At 71.9% G+C, this 19,214-nt stretch carries 16 protein-coding genes; 8 read left to right on the forward strand and 8 right to left on the reverse strand.

Annotation, left to right across the window (positions count from 1 at the left end; genetic code table 11):
• Positions 1-2: 2 nt before the first annotated feature.
• On the reverse strand, positions 3-599 hold the full coding sequence (locus AB0F81_RS09790; protein WP_360193806.1) for a hypothetical protein: 597 nt from the start codon (positions 597-599) through the stop codon (positions 3-5).
• On the reverse strand, positions 596-2,962 hold the full coding sequence (locus AB0F81_RS09795) for a hypothetical protein (RefSeq protein WP_360193808.1): 2,367 nt from the start codon (positions 2,960-2,962) through the stop codon (positions 596-598). Before AB0F81_RS09795 ends, AB0F81_RS09790 begins: the two co-directional genes overlap by 4 nt.
• A gap of 148 nt (positions 2,963-3,110) precedes the next feature.
• Between AB0F81_RS09795 and AB0F81_RS09800 the strand changes: the two genes are divergently transcribed.
• Positions 3,111-3,719: a hypothetical protein gene (locus AB0F81_RS09800; protein ID WP_360193811.1), complete on the forward strand. Its 609-nt coding sequence runs from the start codon at positions 3,111-3,113 to the stop codon at positions 3,717-3,719.
• On the opposite strand, the gene AB0F81_RS09805 is transcribed toward AB0F81_RS09800, so the two are convergent.
• Complete coding sequence (locus AB0F81_RS09805; protein WP_360193814.1) at positions 3,706-4,782, reverse strand: LacI family DNA-binding transcriptional regulator; 1,077 nt, start codon at positions 4,780-4,782, stop codon at positions 3,706-3,708. The genes AB0F81_RS09800 and AB0F81_RS09805 overlap by 14 nt on opposite strands.
• Before the next feature lie 112 nt (positions 4,783-4,894).
• Between AB0F81_RS09805 and AB0F81_RS09810 the strand changes: the two genes are divergently transcribed.
• Positions 4,895-7,840, forward strand: coding sequence for a glycoside hydrolase family 97 catalytic domain-containing protein (locus AB0F81_RS09810; RefSeq protein WP_360193817.1), 2,946 nt, complete (start codon positions 4,895-4,897; stop codon positions 7,838-7,840).
• Here the strand turns inward: AB0F81_RS09810 and AB0F81_RS09815 are convergent.
• Genes AB0F81_RS09815 through AB0F81_RS09825 form a run of 3 tightly spaced genes read right to left on the reverse strand, consistent with a single transcriptional unit; the run spans position 7,798 to position 10,120 of the window.
• Complete coding sequence (locus tag AB0F81_RS09815) at positions 7,798-8,991, reverse strand: MFS transporter (protein WP_360193819.1); 1,194 nt, start codon at positions 8,989-8,991, stop codon at positions 7,798-7,800. The genes AB0F81_RS09810 and AB0F81_RS09815 overlap by 43 nt on opposite strands.
• The gene (locus tag AB0F81_RS09820) at positions 8,981-9,736 is read right to left on the reverse strand and encodes a methyltransferase domain-containing protein (RefSeq protein ID WP_360193822.1); all 756 of its coding nucleotides are present in this window, start codon (positions 9,734-9,736) and stop codon (positions 8,981-8,983) included. The genes AB0F81_RS09815 and AB0F81_RS09820 overlap by 11 nt, the downstream gene beginning before the upstream one ends.
• A gap of 21 nt (positions 9,737-9,757) precedes the next feature.
• Positions 9,758-10,120 (reverse strand): hypothetical protein, encoded by a 363-nt coding sequence (locus AB0F81_RS09825; protein WP_360193824.1) that lies wholly within the window; start codon positions 10,118-10,120, stop codon positions 9,758-9,760.
• A gap of 428 nt (positions 10,121-10,548) precedes the next feature.
• Here AB0F81_RS09825 and AB0F81_RS09830 point away from each other — a divergent pair, with 428 nt between their 5' ends.
• From AB0F81_RS09830 to AB0F81_RS09855, 6 genes are read left to right on the forward strand one after another with little or no spacing between them, the layout of a single operon-like run.
• Entirely contained in the window at positions 10,549-12,909 is a 2,361-nt protein-coding gene (locus AB0F81_RS09830) for a PEP/pyruvate-binding domain-containing protein (RefSeq protein ID WP_360193827.1), read from the forward strand.
• Positions 12,906-13,514 carry a gamma-glutamyl-gamma-aminobutyrate hydrolase family protein gene (locus AB0F81_RS09835; RefSeq protein ID WP_360193830.1) on the forward strand — a complete coding sequence of 203 codons (609 nt, stop codon included), beginning with the start codon at positions 12,906-12,908 and terminating at the stop codon, positions 13,512-13,514. Before AB0F81_RS09830 ends, AB0F81_RS09835 begins: the two co-directional genes overlap by 4 nt.
• Positions 13,511-14,275 (forward strand): phosphocholine cytidylyltransferase family protein, encoded by a 765-nt coding sequence (locus tag AB0F81_RS09840; RefSeq protein ID WP_360193832.1) that lies wholly within the window; start codon positions 13,511-13,513, stop codon positions 14,273-14,275. The genes AB0F81_RS09835 and AB0F81_RS09840 overlap by 4 nt, the downstream gene beginning before the upstream one ends.
• Positions 14,272-14,790 carry an adenylyl-sulfate kinase gene (locus tag AB0F81_RS09845; RefSeq protein ID WP_360193835.1) on the forward strand — a complete coding sequence of 173 codons (519 nt, stop codon included), beginning with the start codon at positions 14,272-14,274 and terminating at the stop codon, positions 14,788-14,790. The genes AB0F81_RS09840 and AB0F81_RS09845 overlap by 4 nt, the downstream gene beginning before the upstream one ends.
• The gene (locus tag AB0F81_RS09850; RefSeq protein ID WP_360193838.1) at positions 14,787-16,019 is read left to right on the forward strand and encodes a hypothetical protein; all 1,233 of its coding nucleotides are present in this window, start codon (positions 14,787-14,789) and stop codon (positions 16,017-16,019) included. Before AB0F81_RS09845 ends, AB0F81_RS09850 begins: the two co-directional genes overlap by 4 nt.
• Before the next feature lie 3 nt (positions 16,020-16,022).
• Positions 16,023-16,982, forward strand: a complete 960-nt coding sequence (locus tag AB0F81_RS09855) for a LuxR C-terminal-related transcriptional regulator (RefSeq protein ID WP_360193841.1) — start codon at positions 16,023-16,025, stop codon at positions 16,980-16,982.
• Between the two features lie 4 nt (positions 16,983-16,986).
• On the opposite strand, the gene AB0F81_RS09860 is transcribed toward AB0F81_RS09855, so the two are convergent.
• Both AB0F81_RS09860 and AB0F81_RS09865 read right to left on the reverse strand, forming a co-directional pair.
• A complete protein-coding gene (locus AB0F81_RS09860) occupies positions 16,987-18,360 on the reverse strand; it encodes an MFS transporter (RefSeq protein ID WP_360193844.1) in 1,374 nt (457 codons plus the stop codon).
• 83 nt (positions 18,361-18,443) lie between these two features.
• On the reverse strand, positions 18,444-19,211 hold the full coding sequence (locus AB0F81_RS09865) for a class I SAM-dependent methyltransferase (protein ID WP_360193848.1): 768 nt from the start codon (positions 19,209-19,211) through the stop codon (positions 18,444-18,446).
• Positions 19,212-19,214 lie beyond the last annotated feature (3 nt).

Consider the following 19,214-nt stretch of genomic DNA (forward strand, 5'->3'; position numbering starts at 1 on the left):
CGTCACTCGCCGGTCGGTGGGTTCGGCAGCAGCGGGATCGGCCTGCGGAAGCGGATCTCAGTGGGCATGTCCACCGTGCCCTGCCGGTGCGCGACCTGCTGGCCGGCCAGCGACAGGGTGCCGTCGCAGTCCCAGGTGCCGGCCCGGAGGGCGACGAGCGCGCCGTCGACCACCACGCCGATCAGCCCGCGCATCGTGAATCCCAGCGCGGCGTGCAGGCCGACCGTGGCCACCGGCAGGTCGGCGAGGTGCACCTCGACGCTGGGCTGGAAGTCGAAGGACGCGCTGTGCGTGGCCATCTCCACCAGCTCCTCGCCGCCGGGGTTGGTCAGGCTCCGGGTGGCCGCGTCCCGCAGGGAGGTGAACCGGTTCCAGCTCTGCTCGAAGATATCGATCACGCCCATGTCCAGGATGCCGTCGGCAACGGTGCCGACCTCGGCGAGCACGGCGTCCTTGCCGGCTGCCGGCATCCGGCCCAGGCCGTTGCGGATCTCCTCAGCCGCCGCACCGGAGCGTAGGGCCTCGGCCAGCTGGGCGGCGGCGTCGCCAGGGTTGTCGAAGAACAGGGCACGGATGGGCGGCGTTGCGGTCTCGCTCATAGCGCCTCCTCGCGGACGCGGATCCCTGGTGGCGGCTGCCGGACAACCAGCCGGATCAGCCGGCGCGGCGCTGCGTCCGGCTCGCCGACTGTCGCCAGCGGCGGGCTGGGCGGTAAGACGGCTACGACGTCGACGCCATCCGGCATTCGGGGATCTTCGGCGGGAATCCTGGGCGGATTGGGCGGTATGCGGCTGAAGACGCGGCGGATCAGGATCCGGCCGCCGATGAACGCCGCTCCGAGGAGGATCACTGCCGCTGCCCGCCAGATGACTCCCAGCGACCTGTTCCACCAGCTCCGGGTCTCCGGCTGGGCGGCGTCCAACACGCCCACGCTGGTCCGGCCGTCGGCGGTGGCTGTGTCGGCGGCTTCAGCGGAGGCATAGGTGACCTGCCAGACCAGAATCGCGGTGCCGGGCGGCGCCTCCTTCGGCACGATCACGTCGGTGACCCAGCCGGCGGCGGTCCGGGTGCAGTCGGCGAGCACTCCGCCGGGCGCGATGCCGGCGGTGCACCCGGTGATCGCCGGGCTGTTGTCGAACGTCTGATGGGTGACCCGGACGTGCTCGCCGGGCCGCACCGATGCGGGTTCGACCTGCACGCCGAACTGCGCTTCGGACTGATCGCCGCCCAGCACCCGGTAGGCGATCGTGCCCCTGTCGGAACCGGTCCGGGCCGCGACGTCCCAGAGCAGCGGGAGATCGCCCGGTTCGGCGTCGTCAGGAACCGTGAGTTCTGCGGTCCAGCGGTCGCCGGCGCCGTCGCAGGGCACGACTCGTTCCCCGCTGAACGCGGCACGGCAGCCGGTGATGTCCGTGCCGGGAGTCAGCGCCGATACGGAGAGGTTGACGGGTCCGCCGGGCTTGGCGGCTTCCGGATCGGTGCGGGCCACGAACGCTGCGGGCGGCCTCTCGGTCGAGGTGGGGGCCGGTGTCGTCGACTCCTCGGTCGGCGGCAGTTCGGTCGGGGGCAGCGTGGTCGGGCCGTTCCGTGACGGGGTGGTGGTGGGTGACTTGGTCGTGCGGGGCGGCAGCACCTCGAAGGGTAGGTCTCCGTTGTCCGAGAGCGGTTCGCCGGCGTCGTCCACCGAGGCCACACCCCAGCGCAGCAGCGTCGAGCCCGGCAAGGTTCCGGCGGGCACCCGGGTCCGCACGAACCAACGTTCGTCGGTGGCCTGGCATTTCGCCCCGGTGTCGTTCGGGAAGAATGCCATGCAGCCGCCGATCGTGATTCCGCGGAACGCCGGGGTGATCGTCAGCGTGATCTCATCGAGGGGAGAACCTCTGCTGGGCTGGGCGGTCACGGTGAACCGCTCCAGTTCCACGACCACCGGGATCTCCAGGGTTCCAGCGTCGTCGTCGTCCTGCTCGTCAGGACGGCTGCTCCGGTAGGACAGCGACCACGGGATCCGCAGCATGCTGCCCACGCGAGCGTCCCGGGGGACCGTGATCACCGCGGTATCGGCCGAACTGCACGGGACCCGGCCCTGGTACTCGATCGCGCATTCGTCGACGGTGACTCCGGTGGTGTTGCTGCGGAAGCTGACGACGAGGGGCATGCCCGGTTGCGCGGTCGAGGACGACACGCCGAACTGCGGAGGCGGCGGTGCGATCCTGACTTCGATCTCGCCGAAGTCCTTGTCCTCCAGTGGCGGATCCGAACCGGTGTAGACGATGTTGAACACCCATGTCAGGTCCAGCGGCTTGCCTGGAGGGACGTGGTCGGGGACGGCGATCTCGATTTCCTTGTTAGCGGCCGGGATGCTGTCACACTCGCTGGTGAGCTCGGCGAAGGTGGCGTAGCAGCCGTGAATCTGCAGGTTAGGTGTCGGTGTGGAGAAGACCACCTTCAGAGGTTCCCCCGGTGTCGCCACCACCGGTTCGGTGGTGACGTCGACCCGCAGGATGGTGAACGGCACCACGTCGGTCTCCTGGAGGGGGCGGGATGGGCCCTCCACCGAGTCGCCCGCGGAGTAGGACACCTCCCAGTGAAGGCGGTCGAGGTCGCCTCCGCGTGGCGCAGGCACAGTGATCTTGATGGAGGCCTTGAACGGCGATTCGCGCTCCATGGGACAACTCGCCGCTTGCTTCGGCTCACTTGCGAACCAGACCTTGCAGGCGGTCATGTAGTAGCGGTCGTCTTTGTCGAGGTTCGACAGGTCGACCGTGATGTCCCGGCCGGGCAGGGCCTGGGCGGGCGTGGCCTGAGCGCCGAAGTAGGGCTCCCGCAGTGAACCCGCGGAAGGCACGGCGGCGCCCACGGCCGGCGCACAGGCGAGCAGAACGACGAATGCGCGGGCCAACCAGCGCATGGCGAAGCCCTTCACATTCCCACAGTCGACCCGTTCCCCGTGTCCGTCAGTCATGTCATGGACAGATGGCCCACCTCGCCGCTCGCATCGACAGACGTCAGGCAGAAAGTGGCCGTGACCAGCTTCCTTCGAAAGCTACCCTCGGGTAACCTCGGGTCGGCATGCCGGTTCGCGTACATTTCGGACGCACTCTGGAGGAACCGTGGGTCACCTTCGTCGCACCATCATGCTCGCTGCGACGGCCCTGCTCGGGGCCGCCGCCACCATCACCGTCGCCACACCGGCGCAGGCCGCGCCGATCGCGATCAACTTCAACAACGTCACGGGTACGACGCACCTCGCCAAACCGAACGTCGACGTCGCCGTCCCGACGTCGTCCGTGCAGACTCTGATCGATCTGGACACCAACACGGTCACCGGCAGCGCCAACCTCGCCGACCTCACCGCGAAGATGAAACTCGCCCATCTGATCGGGACCACCTCGACGGTGAAGATCGTGCCGGTGGGTGGGCTGACCGGCACCATCGATCTGGGCGCGTCCAAGCTGTCGACCACGACCACCTTCACGCTGCAGGTCGTCGACGTGCACCAGGACGCCTTCCCGCGGATCAACCTGGTGAAGCAGGGGTGCCGCACGGTGCGGCCGTCGACGCTGACGCTGAACAACACCTCCCCGGTGGAGCTGTTCAAGCCCATCACCATGGAGGGCACCTACACGATCCCGCCGTTCAAGGGGTGCGGGCTGCTCACGCCGCTGCTGACCCTGCTGCTGTCCGGCCCGAACAACACGATGAAGCTCACCCTGCAGTAACCCCGGATCCGCCCGGAGTCCCGTGGTCGCCGGTGCGGCCACGGGGCTCCGCGGGGGCGGTCGTGCCGCGGATGACCAGGTGGGTCGGCAACGTCAGCTGAGGCTGGATGCCCGGGTCGCCGCCGAGCAGCGCGAGGGTCATCTCGGCCGCGCGGGTGCCCTGCAGTTCGACGGGCTGCCGCACGGTGGTCAGATCCAGGAGCTCGGCGACCGGGTGGTCGTCGATGCCGATGACGGAGATCGCGTGGGGCACCGCGATCCCGGCGCGCCGCAGACTGCGCAGCGCTCCGGTCGCCACCTCGTCGGAGAAGGCGAAGACCGCGGTCGGGGGACGGTCCGCGCTCAGCAGCCGGTCCATGCCCTCGGCGCCCATCGTGACGCTCCACGGCACGTCCACCTCGAGCTGCGGGTCGGCGTCGAGCCCGGCCTCGTCGAGGGCGGTGCGGTAGCCGTACATCCGGTCCATCGGCGGCGCGTAGGGCCGCTCCGGGGAGAGCGCCGCGTTGATCATCGCGATGCGCTCGTGCCCGGCCCGGATGAGGTGGGTGACCGCCTGGCGGGCCGCCGCGGCGTCGTCGATGCGCACATGCGGATGGTCGGCGAGCGCCCCACCGGCGATGACCACCGGCACGCCGAGCGCGGCGAGCTGCCGCTGTTCGAACTCGCTGACCGGGAAGGCGACCACGATGACCGCGTCGACCTGGCGGCGCAGCGGCAGGTCCGCGAAGAACCGGCGGCTCTCCCGGTCGTCGGCGACCTGGTAGACGAGCGTGTCGAAGCCTTCCGGCCGCAGCACCGACAGCACGCCGGACAGCACCGCGCTGTAGAACCAGGTCGTGGTCTGTGGCATGACCACGGCCACCCGGCCGGTGGATCCGCGGCTGAGCCGCGCGGCGTCCGGCGAGACGACGTAGGACAACTCGTCGACCAGAGCTTTGACGCGGGCGCGGGTCTCGTCGGAGACGCCGGGTGCGCCGCTCAGCACCCGTGAGACGGTCGCCTTGGAGACGCCGGCCAGCGCGGCGACGTCCGCCATGTTCAGCCGCCGGGCCGTGGGGTCCATGCACCGCAGAGTAACCGGTTTCAGATGCCGAGCATACGCATCGATCGACGTTGACCTGTTGCGCGGCACGGGCGTTGACTGCGGTCAACGAAACCGGTTGCGGAGGTGTGCCATGAGAAGCCTGCTGAGGGCGGCCGCCGCCCTCGTCTTCGCGGTGGCGGTCGGCGTGCCCGGCGTCGCCACGGCCACCTCCGGCACGGCGGCGAAGGTGTCGTCGCCGGACGGCCGGCTGACGCTCAGCGTGACCACACAGGACGGTCAGCTGCGCTATGCGGTGCGGCGCGGCAGCCGTACGGTCGTGCTGCCGTCGGCGCTCGGTCTGCGGCTGGCCGACGGGTCGACACTCGGCGCCGGGGTGGCGGTGACGCGCGTCGCGACCCGTACCGGAGACGCCACCTGGCGGCCGGTCTGGGGCGCCGACGCCACCGTGCGCGACCACCACCGCGAGCTGACCGTCGGCCTGCGGCAGGCCGACGGCCGGGTCTTCGATCTGATCGTCCGGGCCTACGACGACGGGATCGCGTTGCGGTACGCGATCCCGCGCCAGCCCGGTCTGCCGAGCCTGGAGATCGCGGACGAGGTCACCGAGTTCGCGCTGGCCGGCGACCCGGACGCCTGGTGGTCGCCGCGCAGCCTGGCCTTCGACGGCGACGAGCAGCTGTGGCAGCAGTCGCGGTACAGCGCCATGGGCGACACGATGACACCGGCCACGTTCCGCTGGCCGGACGGCACCCACCTGTCGATCCACGAGGCCGACCTGGTGGACTACGCGGCGATGACGCTGGTCCGCGAGCCCGGCCGGCTCCGCGCCGCGCTGACCCCGACGCCCGGACGGGCGGCCGCGGTGGTCACCACGACCGGCCGCGCCACACCGTGGCGGGCCCTCACCATCACACCGGGCGCGGGCGGGCTGATCGACTCGCACCTGCTGGAGAACCTCAACCCGCCGTGCGCGGCGGTCTGCGCCGCGGACACCTCCTGGATCAAACCGCTGAAGTACGTCGGCATCTGGTGGGCGATGCAGCACCAGCAGTACACGTGGGAGGAGGGCCCGCGGCACGGCGCGACCACCGAGCGCACCAAGAGCTACATGGATTTCGCGGCCGCGCACGGCATCGGCGGGGTGCTCGCCGAAGGCTGGAACAAGGGGTGGGAGGGCTCCTGGGCGGACCAGAGCTACACCACCCCGGCGGACGACTTCGACCTGGAGGGCGTGGTCGCCTACGGCAGGAGCAAGGGCGTGGAGTTCGTCGCGCACAACGAGACGGGGGCGAACCTCGCCAACTACGAGGCGCAGCTCGACGAGGCGTTCGCCCTGTACGAGCGGCTCGGCATCCACTACCTGAAGACCGGGTACGTCGGCGCGATCCCCGGGCAGTACGCGTACTCGCAGGGCGCGGTGAACCACTTCCGGCTGGTGCTGGCGAAGGCGGCGGAGCACCGGATCAACGTGTTCTGCCACGAGTGCGTGCACGCGACCGGCGAGACCCGCACCTTCCCGAACGCGCTGTCCCGCGAGGCGGTGCGCGGGCAGGAGTACGACGCGTTCTCGGCCGGGAACCCACCGGTGCACACGCTGACCATCCCGTTCACCCGGATGCTGTCCGGGCCGATGGACTACACCCCCGGGATCATGAACATCCTCTGGGATCCGCAGGGCCAGGGCCGGCGGGTGCACACGACGGTGGCGAAACAGCTGGCGTACTACGTCAACTACTTCTCCGGCGTACAGATGGCCGCTGATCTTCCGGAGCACTATGCCGGCGCGCCGGGCCTGAAGTTCATCGAGGAGGTGCCGGCCGACTGGGACGAGAGCCGGGTGCTGTCCGCCCGGGTCGCCGATCATCTGGTGACCGCGCGACGGGCCGGATCGCAGTGGTACGTGGGCGCAATGACCGGCGAGCGCGCGCAGACCCTGCGGTACCGGCTGGACTTCCTCGGCCACGGCCTGTGGGTCGCCGAGTCGTACACCGACGCGGCGGCGACCGACTACGCCACCCATCCCACGCCGCTGGCGGTCAACCGGTCACTCGTCACCCGGCACGACACCTTTGTAGCGGCCCTGGAACGGGGCGGCGGTCAGGCCGTACGCTTCCGTCCCGCCACCGCCGCGGATCGCGCCGCCCTGCCGCGCTATGCCGAGCCGAGGCCGCGGGTCACCGCGCTCGACGTGCCGGCCGTCGCCGAGGACGGCGACATCGTGACGATCAGGGCCACGGTCGCCAACCGGGGAACCGTTCCCGGTGGCGCCGACGTCGTCATGGCGGTGCGCGGCACGGACATCCGGCAGACCCGCTACGTCCGCGTCGACCCCGCAACCGCGGCGACCGTCCTGTTCCAGGCGCGCCTGACCGGTGACCGCGCGGTGATCACCGTGGACGGGCATCGCGCCGTCGTCCGGCTCGAACGGCCCGCGGTGGCGGCCCCGGCGAACCTGACCGTCACCCGCTTCGCCGGATCGATGGTCGCGCTGGCCTGGGATCCCGTCCCCGGCGCCGCCCACCAGGTGTTCCGGCGCACGGCCGACGGCGTCTACGGCGCCCCGATCGCCACCGTCCCGGCCGGTACGAACTCCTATGTGGACAGCACTGTGGCCGTGGACACCACCTACGCCTACGTCGTCCGGGCGGTCGTCGGAGGGCGCGTGTCGATCCCGTCCAACGAGGTCAGCCGGCACACCACGCCGCAGCCGGTCCGGGTGACCTGGCGGGTCCGGGTGCCGGCCAACACTCCGCCCGGCGACATCGTCCACCTGCCGGGTTCCCTGCCCGAGCTCGGGCCGTGGGATCCGGGGAAGGTCGCCATGACCCAGGTCGAGCCGGGCATCTGGGAGACCACGCTGTCCGTGCTGGAGGGCACCGTCGTGCAGTACAAGTACACCCGCGGCTCGTGGGAGACGGTCGAGCACTGGGGTGAGATCACCGGCACCACCAACCGCTCGGCGGCGATCACCTACGGCACGGCCGGCACCCAGGTGGTCGACGACACCTCACTCGACCCGGACACGCCGGACGCTCACGAGGCGGTCCGCGCCTGGATCGACCTGCCACCCACGTGAGGCCGCAGCGCGCGGCCGCTGAGCACCATCAGCGCGGCCGCGCCGGCCATCGCCAGCGAGGCAGTGATCCACATGGCCGGGTATCCCGCCGCCTGAGCGACGGCGCCCAGACCCAGCGGCCCCAGGCACGCGCCGGTCTGGGCGCCGGTGAGCGTGACCGCGCTGGCCGTGGCCGGGGCCCGTGGGTGCAGGCGGACCACCGCGAAGTTCATCAGCCCCGGCCACGACCAGCCGAGCCCGAACCCCACAAGCACACCGGCCAGCAGGGGCGCCGGGCCTGGTGCGGCGAGGAGCAGGAGGCCCACCGATCCACCGGCCAGCAGCCCGGCCACCACCGCGACCTGGTGGCGCGGATGGCGATCGGCCTGCCAGCCGCCGAGCACGCGGGCGCCGACGCAGATGACACTGCCCACGGTGAGGGCCGCGCCGGCCAGTCCGGGGGAGACGCCGCGCTCCGCGGCCGACAACACCAGGAACGCGCCGAGCGCCTTGGCGCCAGCGGCGCCGAGCGCCGCGGCGACACCGACGACCAACAGAGCCCTCGAGGTACGCCGGGAGCGTCGCGCCGTCTCGAAGGACGCCCCGGCCGCCGTGTCGTCAGGCGCGAGCAGGAAAGCGGGCAGGCACAGCGCCGCCGCGCCGGCGAAGGCCCAGCGCCAGCCGAACGTGAGCGCCACGACCGGCACGGCCGCGCCGGACAGCAGCGTGCAGATCGGGATGGCCGCCTGCTTCACGCCGAACGAAAGCCCCTGCCGGCGAACCGGAACCCGGCGTGCCAGGCTGGCGTTGCCGGCCAGCTGGCCCATCGCATTGCCGACGGCGCCGATCACCAGGATGCCGACCAGAGTCGCCAGTGACCGGGCGGCCAGCGCGACGGCGAGCAGCGACGCGATGGACAGGGCGATGCCGCAGCGGGAGATCAGCGCCGCCCCGTGCCGCTCCACGAGCGCACCGGCAGGCATTGATGCCAGCGCACTCGCGCCGAAGTAGGCCGCCATGGCGAGACCTGTCCCGGCCGCCGAGAACCCGAGCTCACCGCCGATCTGCACCGCCAGGCCGCCGACCAGGAACACCGGGACCGACACCGCGACCGTGGTGGTCAGCGCACCGCAGACCGCCCGCAGCGGCCGGTGGGCGGCCTCAAGCGGCATCGGGTTTGGCGGCCCAGCCGAGGTAGGTGACCAGCGGCGGCCCCTTCGGGTCCAGGACGAAACCGGTCAGCGGGCCGACCTCGTCGTCGGTGAGGCGGCCGCGGCGGCGGCGCAGGACCGCGGTGACCAGGCGCACGACGCTGGCCGGTCTGAATCCGCAGACGTCCTCGCTGTGCAGGCCGTGCGCGGCCAGGACGCGGGCGACCTCGGCCGGTGGGCGCAGCCGCGCGGCGGCGTAGCGGCCGGGCGGCATGATGCGGGTGAACCGGAAACCCTGGAACGCGCCGAGATAGACCGCGCGGCCGGGCGCCGTGCGGTTGACCGTGTCGTAGACGAGAGTGCCGCCGGGCCGCAGGACCCGGGCCGCCTCGCGGATCACCGCGTCGAGGTCGCCGGTGATCTCGAACGTGTCGGCACAGTAGACGACGTCGAACGACGCGTCCGGGAACGGCAGGTCCTCGGCGGCGGCGGTCGTGAAGGTGACGCCCGCGACCGCCGCGGTGGCCAGCTCGGTGGCGACCGGGGACGGGTCGGCGCTGGTGACGTCGAGGCCGAGGGCGGCCAGTCCGGCGGGCAGGGTGCCGCGACCCCCGCCGATGACCAGGATGCGCGCCCCGGCCCGTACCCGATGGGGGATCTTCCTCAGGTATTGGAGGCGAACCTCCTGGAAGGCGACGGCCCGCAGATGGCGGCCGTCGATGGCCTCGGCCGATCGGGTGTCAAGCTCCACGCGCGGACTCGCCATGGCGTCTCCCTCTCTGATCGGTCAGCGACAACAGACGGTCTCCGCGGCGGCGGCGGTGGTGCCGAGCGCCGCGGGGATGAGGGCGGCGGGCGTCGGCACCCGGCGGCCGCCCAGGCCGGGGATCCAGCGGGGGAAGCGTTCGCCCCAGGCGGCGATGAGCCCGACAGCGGTGAACGCCACCAGCTCCGCGACGATCGACAGGCAGACGAGGTAGATCCGCCCGCCGAGCGTGGCGTCGTCGCGGAACACGGCCGGCAGCCGCCAGATGCCGGACGGGAGCACCACGAGCGGGACGGCGTAGGCGGTGATTCGCGCCCAGCGGGGCACTCCGGCCACCGGGGCGTGAGCGGACCTCCAGGCGGCACGGAGGCGGCTTGATCTCATGCGGCTCACGTTACGAACCGGCCCGCCGGAACACCTCCCACCAGCGAGGGAGTAGCGTCCCGCCGGCGGGGGAGCGGCACGCTATCACACGGATATGACAATGTCGCCGGTCTATCCGTTAACAGTCTCGGGCGTCGCGCAATACCCCAGCTTCTGTCCACTGTGGCGCGACTTCAGATAACGCAAGCACGCGGTCGTTAATCCGATGTTCACCCGGGTAGCAGAACGTTCGGCGGGGAGTTACCTGAAAGACTCCAAAGAACGAGTGAAGATCGACCGGCGTAGCGGATGTTCACCTCCGCTTCGCCTCTCCGGCGCTTACCGGCGGCGACGCATCGCTGGGCGCATCCACCACGTCAGGACGGGATTCCCGCTGCCCTCAGCACGCCCGGAAACGAAGGAGCATCATGGCGTTACACCATCCTGCCTTGACCTCTCCGGCACCGGCCGCCCTGCTCGGTTCCAAGGCCGAGACGCTGGAGCAGTTGGCCCCACTGGTTCGCGCGGCCCGTGTGCTGCCCCTGCTGTACTTCCCGGTCGACGACTGGGAGTCCGACCCGGACAAGCTCCTCGACGACGTGCTGAGCCGGCCGTGGGGCAACCAACCGCTGATCGTGCGCAGCAGCACCCGCAGGGAGGACGACGCGGGGACCCTGATGCCGGGCAGCTACCTCTCGGTGGCCGGGGTGGCCGGCCGGGAGGCGCTGCGTGAGGCGGTCGACGCGGTCATCGACTCCTACCGGCAGCGGCCGGAGACGGCGGCGCTGGACGGTCTGGGCGAGGAACTGGTGCTGGTGCAGCCGCTGGTCGTCAACGCCACCATGACCGGGGTGGTGTTCACCTGCGATCCCAACACCGGCGCGCCGTACCTGGTCATCAACTACGAGGAGGACGGTGACTCCGCGGCGGTGACCAGCGGGGCGCGGGCCCGGCTGCGCACCTTCTACGCCTGGAAGACCAACGGCACCGGCCGCGGCGATCCGCGCCTGCAACGGCTGACCGACCTCTCCCGGGAGCTGGAGGACCTGCTGGAACGCGACAACCTCGACATCGAGTTCGCGTTCGACGGCACCGGCGAGCTCTACCTGCTGCAGGTGCGGCCGATGGTGGTCGAGACCCTGCTCGACAACGCCGAGCACGAGCAGGCGCTGACCGCCATCGCGACCAAGGTCCGTACGGCTGCCCAGCCGCATCCCCACCTGTGCGGCAAGCGCGCGGTGTTCGGGGTGATGCCGGACTGGAACCCGGCGGAGATCGTGGGCACCCGGCCGCGCCCGCTGGCCCTCTCGCTCTACCGCCGGCTGATCACCGACGGCCTCTGGGCCGACCAGCGCGCCCGGTACGGCTACCGCGACGTCCGCGGCTTCCCGCTGATGGTGGACTTCTTCGGCCTGCCCTACATCGGGGTGCGGGAGAGCTGCAACTCGCTGATCCCCGCCTCGATCGACGACGAGCTGGCCGAGCGGCTGGTCGACCACTACATCGACCGGCTGGCCGCCAACCCGGAGCTGCACGACAAGGTGGAGTTCGACGTCGTCTTCTCCTGCTACTCGCTCACCCTGCAGGAACGCCTGAGCAACCAGGCCGAGCACCTGTTCAGCGTGCAGGAGCGCGACGACATCGTCAGCGCGCTGCGGAGCCTGACCAACCAGCTGATGGACCCGGAGCACCCGGCCCGCCGGGAGGACCTGGCGAGCATCGCGTCGCTGCGCGCCAAGCTCGGCGAGGTGCGCCAGTCCGACCTGGACCTGCCGACGCAGATCTACTGGCTGCTGGAGGACTGCCGGCGGTTCGGCACCCTGGCGTTCGCCGGGTTCGCCCGGCTCGGGTTCATTGCCACCGAGATCCTGCGCTCGCTGGTGGACACCGAGGTGCTCACCGAGCAGGACGTCGCCCGGCTGATGGCCTCGCTGGACACGGTCACCAACCGCATGCTGCGCGACCGTTCCGGGCTGTCGCGGGCCGAGTTCCTGCGCCGTTACGGCTTTCTGCGCCCCGGCACCTACGACATCCGCTCGCCGCGCTACGACGAGGAGCCGGACGGCTACTTCGACTGGCCGAACTCCCGGCTGCGGGTGGAGGCGCCCGAGCCGTTCCGGCTGCCGGCGCCGACCATGCACCTCATCGACGACCTGCTGCGCCAGCACCGGCTGGAGCAGGACGCGTACGGGCTGCTGAACTTCATCATCACCAGCATCGAGCTGCGGGAGAACTCCAAGTTCGAGTTCACCCGGCACCTGAGCGAGGCCCTGTCGCTCTTCACCCAGCTGGGGCGCAGTGTCGGGATGGACGCCGAGGAGATGTCGTACCTCGATGTGGACTGCGTTGACGAGCTGCACCGCGGCGCGGAGAGCCCGGCCACCGTGCTGCGCCGGCGCTCCGCCGAGGGCAGGCGGCGTTACGAGCTGACCCGCCGGCTCGTTCTCCCGCCGATGATCACCGAGCCGGCCGACGTGAAGGCGTTCCACCTGCCCAGCACGGAACCGAACTACGTGACCCAGGCGTGCGCGAGCGGGCGGGTGGAGCTGGTCTCGGCGCATCCGGCCGACCTCAAGGGCAAGATCCTGATGCTGCCCAGCGGCGACCCCGGCTACGACTGGATCTTCTCCGAGGGCGTCGCCGGTTTCATCACCCGTTACGGCGGCGCGAACTCGCACATGGCGATCCGCGCGCACCAGTTCGGCATCCCGGCCGTCATCGGGGCCGGGGAGGTGCTCTACAACCGCTGGTCGACCGCCGAGCACCTCAAGATCGACTGCCTCAACCACCGGGTGGAGATCCTGCGATGACGTGTATCGCCGTCACCCAGCGCGTGGTCGTCGACCCGGAGCACGGCACCCGCAGCGACGCGCTCGACCAGCAGTGGTGGCCGTTCCTGCGGTCCTGCGGACTGGTCGGGATGCCGGTGCCGAACGACGCCGACGCCGCCGTACGGCTGGTGCGCACCGCGCCGGTCCACGGGATCCTGCTCACCGGCGGCAACGACCTGGCCGAGTTCGGCGGGCAGGCGCCCGAACGCGACCACACCGAGAACGCGCTGCTCGACGTGGCGTACGAGTGCGGCCTGCCGGTCGTGGCCGTGTGCCGCGGCATGCAGCTGCTGCTGCGCCGCTTCGGCGTCCCGTTGCAGCGGGTCAGCGGGCACGTGGCGGCCCGGCAGACCGTGACGATCGGGACCCGCAGCCGGACCGTGAACAGCTATCACCACTGGGCGGCGACCACGGTGCGCCCGCCGCTGCGGGCGTGGGCGACCGGGCCGGACCGGGTCGTCAAGGCGGTACGGCACGAGAGCGAGCCGCTGCTGGGCCTGATGTGGCATCCCGAGCGGCTGCCGGCGGACCTCGCCGAGGAGGACCGGCAGGTGATCCGGGAGCAGTTCGGAGGTGCCTGGTGAGGGGCGTCATTCTCGCCGCCGGGCGGGGCAGCCGCCTCGGTGGGCTGACCGCCGAACGGCCCAAGTGCATGGTGCCGCTGGCCGGCCGGCCGCTGCTGCACTGGCAGCGGGCCGCGCTGGGCGCCGCCGGGATCACCGAGCAGGCCGTCGTCGTGGGATACCGCTCGGAGCTGGTCGACACCCAGGACATGACGGTGTTCCGCGCGACCCGGTGGGCCGAGACCAACATGGTCGGTTCCCTGCTCGCGGCCGAACAGTGGCTCACCACGGGGCCGTGCGTGGTCTCGTACGCGGACATCGTCTATTCCGCGGCGACCGTGCGGCGGCTTGCCGCCGCGCCGGGCGAGCTGGCCATCGCCTACGACCCGGCCTGGGCCGAGCTGTGGCGGCGGCGTTTCGCCGACCCGCGCGACGACGCCGAGACGTTCCGGCTGGCCCCGGACGGCGCGCTGCGCGAGATCGGCGCCCGGCCGGCCACCGTGCGGGAGGTGCAGGGCCAGTACATGGGGCTGCTGCGGTTCACCCCGGCGGCCTGGTCGGCGGTGCGGGCCGTGCTGGACGCGCTGACGCCGGCCGAGGTGGACGCGCTGGACATGACCAGCCTGCTGCGGATGCTGCTGGACGCGGGCCGGCGGGTCGAGACGGTCGCCTGCGAGGGCGCCTGGGGTGAGGTGGACAGCGGCACGGACCTCGCCGTCTGCGAGGACCTGATCGCCCGGGGCGAGTTGCGATTCGACGAGGAACGGAAGGCACTTTCATGATCGTTTGGCTGATCGGTCTCTCCGGCGCGGGCAAGACCACCGTGGGCACCCGGCTCGCCGCCCGCATGCGCGCGGAGCAGCCGAATCTCGTCTACCTCGACGGCGACCTGCTGCGCGACGTCTGGGGCGGCGACCTCTCCCACGACGTCGCCGGGCGCGAGGTCAACGCCGCCCGGCTCAGCAAGCTCTGCCTGATGCTCGACCGGCAGAACATCCACGTGGTCGCCGCGGTGCTCTCGATCTTCCCGCGGTGGCAGGCGTGGAACCGGGAACATTTCTCCAGCTACTTCGAGGTGTTCCTGGACGTGCCGATGGACGTGGTCGTCGACCGCGACACCAAGGGCCTCTACCAGGCGGCGCTGCAGGGCCGCGAACGCGACGTGGTGGGCGTCGACATCCCGTTCCCCCGGCCGGCCGATCCGGATCTGGTGCTGGACAGCTCGGGACGTGACGGCACACCGGACGAGCTGGCCGACCGGATCCTCGCCGCGCTGCACGAGCGGGCCGCCCGATGAGGGCCCGGACCGTGGCCGCTCTCGCCGGTGGATACCTCGCCGCCGAGTACGGCGTCAGCGTCCTCGTCAAGCGCCTCAAACCCGTCTTCCCCTGGCTGATCACCCCGGCCGACCTGACCCCGCCGATCGACCCCGGCCTGGTCGAGAAGCACGTCGCCCGCTCGTTCGACCCGGAGCTGGGCTGGTGCCGGCGGCCCGGCGAGCGGGGTGACGAGGTCACCGACCGCGGCCGGGTCGGCTACGCCGTCGACGAGCACGGCCGCCGGCGCAACCCGGGCTTCGAGCAGGACCCGGCGGCCGTGGCGTGCTTCGGTGACTCGTTCACGTTCTGCCGGCTGGTCGCCGACGACCAGACCTGGCCGCACCACCTCTCCCGGATGCTCGGGGTCAACGCCGCCAACTACGGCGTCGGCAACTACGGCCTGGACCAGGCGCTGCTGCGCCTGGAACGGGAGCTGCCGACGCTCGAGTCGCAGGTCGTCGTCATGGGCGTGGTCCCGGAGACCATCGCCCGGGTGCACTCGTACTGGAAGCACTACTTCGAGTACGGCAACGTCCTGGCCTTCAAACCCCGCTTCACCCTGGGCGCGGACGGTCTGCGGCTGCACGGCAGCGCGGTACGCGAGCCGGGGGAGTACGCGACCTACCGGGACCGCCTCGCCGAGATCACCGCTCTCGACCCCTTTCACACCGGCAAGTTCCGGCCGGACCTGCTGCGCTTCCCGTACCTGCCGAGGCTGGTCCGCCGGGGCCGCCGGCACCTTCCGGTGCTGGCCCATCTCGTCGCCGGCCTGGCGCGCGGCCGCCGGGAGGAGGCGGTCCGTGCGGCGTTCGGCGTGGTGCTGCGCGACAACGCCCGGTGGACGGCCCGGCTCTACGCCGATCCGCAGGCGCGCCGGCTCATGCGGGCCCTGGTCGAACGGTTCGCCGCGGTGTGCCGGGCGGCGGGCAAGCATCCCGTCCTGCTCGTCATCCCGCAGCTGGCCGACCTGGAGCGCGCTGACGGCGCGACGGCCCACCGCGGCTTCGTCGCCGAGGTGGCGGGCGTCCTGCCGGTCGTCGACCTGACCGGCCGGTTCCGCCACGATCCGGACCGGGCCGGGCTGTTCTCCTACGGCAAGCTGGGACCGCACTGCAGTGATCGCGGCAACGCCCTGGTCGCCGGCGAGCTCCGGCCCGTGGTCGAGGCGCTGCTCCGCTCCGACGCCGAATCGCACGCGGGGGGATGACGAATGCTCGAAGCGCTGGGGCTGACACCGGCCGACCAGAGGGTCTACGCCATGTGGCTGCGGCATCCGCAGTGCACCGCCGCCGAGATCGCCCAACGGATCGGCGGCACCGAGGACGAGGTGATCGCGAGCCGGCAGGCACTGATCGCCGCCGGCATGCTGGCCGCCGACACGCAGCGGCCCGACCGGCTGACCCCGGTCGCGCCGGACGTGGTGGTGGACCGCCGGCTCGCCGACATCGAGGCCGCCGCGGCCCGCGAGCGGGCGCAGGCCATGCAGGCCCGCGTGCACCTGTCCGCGCTGATGGCGGCGCAGATGTCGCGCGACGGCGGGGACTCGCCGGGTCAGCGCATCCGGGGCCGGCTGCGGCAGGCCAAGCTCGACGAACTGGTCCGCGGCGCGCACCGCGAGATCGTCGCGTTGCAGACGCGCCGCCCGACGGTCGCCGGGCTCACCGGCGCGTCGGCGGGCCTGGACCGGCGGGTGCTGCGCCGCGGCGTGGCGATCCGGGTGCTCTACCCGCACGACCGGCTGGTGCGCGCCGACGACGTGGCTCACGCTCGCCGCCTGACCGGGGACGGCGCCGAGGTGCGGACCACGGCCCGGGTGGCCGCCGCCGCGGTCGTGGTCGACCGGGCCGCGGCCGCCCTGCTGGTCGACGGCGACGGCGAGACGGAGCTGCTGGTGCTCAACGACGCCGCGGTGGCGGGCACGCTGGCGGCGATGTTCGAGTCGTGCTGGGAGCACGCGCAGCCGCTCGGGGCGCCGGCCGACGGGCTGAGCGGCAACGACCGTACCCTGCTGCAACTGCTCGCTCTCGGCGCCACCGACGAGGCCGCCGCGCGCAGCATGGGGGTGTCGGTGCGCACCGTGCGGCGGCACGTCTCGCAGCTGCTGGACCGGTTGCAGGCGGTCAGCCGCTTCCAGGCCGGGGTGCAGGCCGCCCAGCGCGGCTGGCTCTAGCGTCTCAGCGCCGGGGGATGACCAGCAGGGTGAGCAGCGCGCCGGCCGCCACCACGAGTGCTCCGGTCAGCTCGACCGAGCGGAAGGTGATGCCGGCCCCGAGCATCGTCATGAAGGCGGCCACCGCGAGGGCCCCGCCGACGTGGCTCATGCTCTCGAACAGCGCCGAAGCGGTCCCGCGGTCGTCCTCGGGCGCGTCGCTGATGCATTCGCGGGTGAGCCCGACGAAGATCGGCCCGGAGCACAGGCCCCACAGCAGCAGCCAGGGCATGAGCCGGGGCACGCTGTCGGTGGTGGCGATCAGGCTCAGCGACAGCGCGCAGACCGTCATCGCGGTCACCACGATGGTGCGTGAGCTGAAGCGGCGCATCAGCAGCGGTCCGAGGGTGGAGCTGATCGCGCCGCCCACCAGGACCGGTGACAGGGCCAGGCCGGCCGCGTCGGCGGAGAGCCCGTACTTCTCCTGCAGCGCCTGGCTGCCGATCACGATCAGCGCGGTGTACCCGGCGCAGTAGGTGCCGAACGCGAGGTAGCTGCCGGCCCGGCGTCGCGACGCGAGCAGGCTGGGCTTGACCATCGGGTACGCGGAGCGGCGCTCCACCACGACCAGCAGCGCCAGCAGGGCGAGCCCGGCAAGGCCGAGAATGCTCGCGCGTACGCCGCCGCCGTCCTGCCCGATCTCCTGCAACCCGAGCAGCAGCACGATCAGTCCGGCGCTGACCAGCACCGCGCTGGTCACGTTGAGCCGCTGGCCGGACACCGTGCCCGGCCGGTCCGCGGGCAGCAGCATCGAGGCACCGGCCAGCGCGATCGCGCCGACCGGCACGGTCACCAGGAACACCCAGCGCCACCCGAACTGGGTGGTGAGCACCCCGCCGAGCATGGCGCCGGCCAGCCCGGCCGACCAGGCCGCGAACGCGATCACCGAGAAGACCCGGCTGCGCCACGGCTCGGTGTCGAACTCGCCGGCGGCGGTGGAGAGCGCGGCGGGCAGGGCGAACGCGGCGGCGATGCCCTGCAGCGCCCGGCCGGCGAGCAGCAGCGGAAGGTTCGGCGCGAGCCCGGCCAGCAGGCCGGCGCCGGTGCACACCGCCAGGCCGGCGAGCATGACCCGGCGGCGGCCCCACACGTCGCACACCCGGCCGCCGAGGACCAGAAAGGCGCCGATGGTCAGCGAGTAGAGGCTGACCACCCACTGCAGTACGCCGGGCCGCAGCGCGAACTCGTCACCGATGGCCGGCAGTGCCGTGGCGACCGCGAGGCTGTCGAAGAGCACCAGGAACGAGGCGCTCGCGAGCAGCAGGGCGATCGCCCACGAACGGCCGGCCGACCGCGCCGGGGCGACTCGGGTCGTGGCCGGCGGCGCGGCATCAGACATCGATCTTCCTCCCTGTGGTGCGGCCTGGGATCTTCAGCATGCGGCCGGACGGCGGGCGGTGCCACCGGCACCGCCCGTTCCGGTCACTGCCGCGGTCGCAGCCGGGCGATCCAGCCCACCGTCTCGTACGGGATCTCCAGCTGGTCGGAGCCGAGCGACTGCACGTAGCTGTCGATGTCCTCGAGGATCGCCGGGAACTGGTCGCCGGCCTGGCTCTCCAGGATCCCGTGCGATCGCCACGCGGCCAGCCAGTCCTCGACCGGCACCTGGTGCACGACCCGCTCGCGCAGGGTCGCCGGCTCCTCGAACAGGCCGCTCTCGATGATCACCGGCGCCTGGTCCTCGCGCCGCACGCCGTAGCCGTAGTCCGGGATGCGCCGGCGGATGATGCTCTCGACCTCGTTCTGGATCGGGTCGTTGAGGTCGCGGTGGTTCCAGATGCAGGTGAACCAGCCGCGGTCGCGCAGGATCCGGGCGGTCTCCTTCAGCGCCAGCAGCCGGTCGGTGGTGGCGAACGAGGAACCGAACGTCACCAGGTCGTACGCCCCGGTCTCCAGGCCGGTGTCCTCGCCGACGCCGACGTGCCAGGTGACCGTGCCGTCCTTGGTGCGCTCGATGCCGATCGTGCGCATCGCCTCGTTGGGTTCGACGGCGTCCACGACACAGCCGCGGGCGAGCAGGTCGACGGTGAGGTGGGCGTTGCCCGCGCCGACGTCGGCCACCCGCGGGGCGGGCTTGCCGGTCGCGGCGACGATCTGGTCGATCGCCTTCGGCGCGTACGACGGCCGCTGGGTGTAGGTGGCGGCGAGTTCGGTGTAGTCCCACTTCACGTACTTCTCAACGGAGGGCATGCG

This window comes from Actinoplanes sp. NPDC024001, from assembly GCF_040638955.1.
Classification (GTDB): Bacteria; Actinomycetota; Actinomycetes; order Mycobacteriales; family Micromonosporaceae; genus Actinoplanes.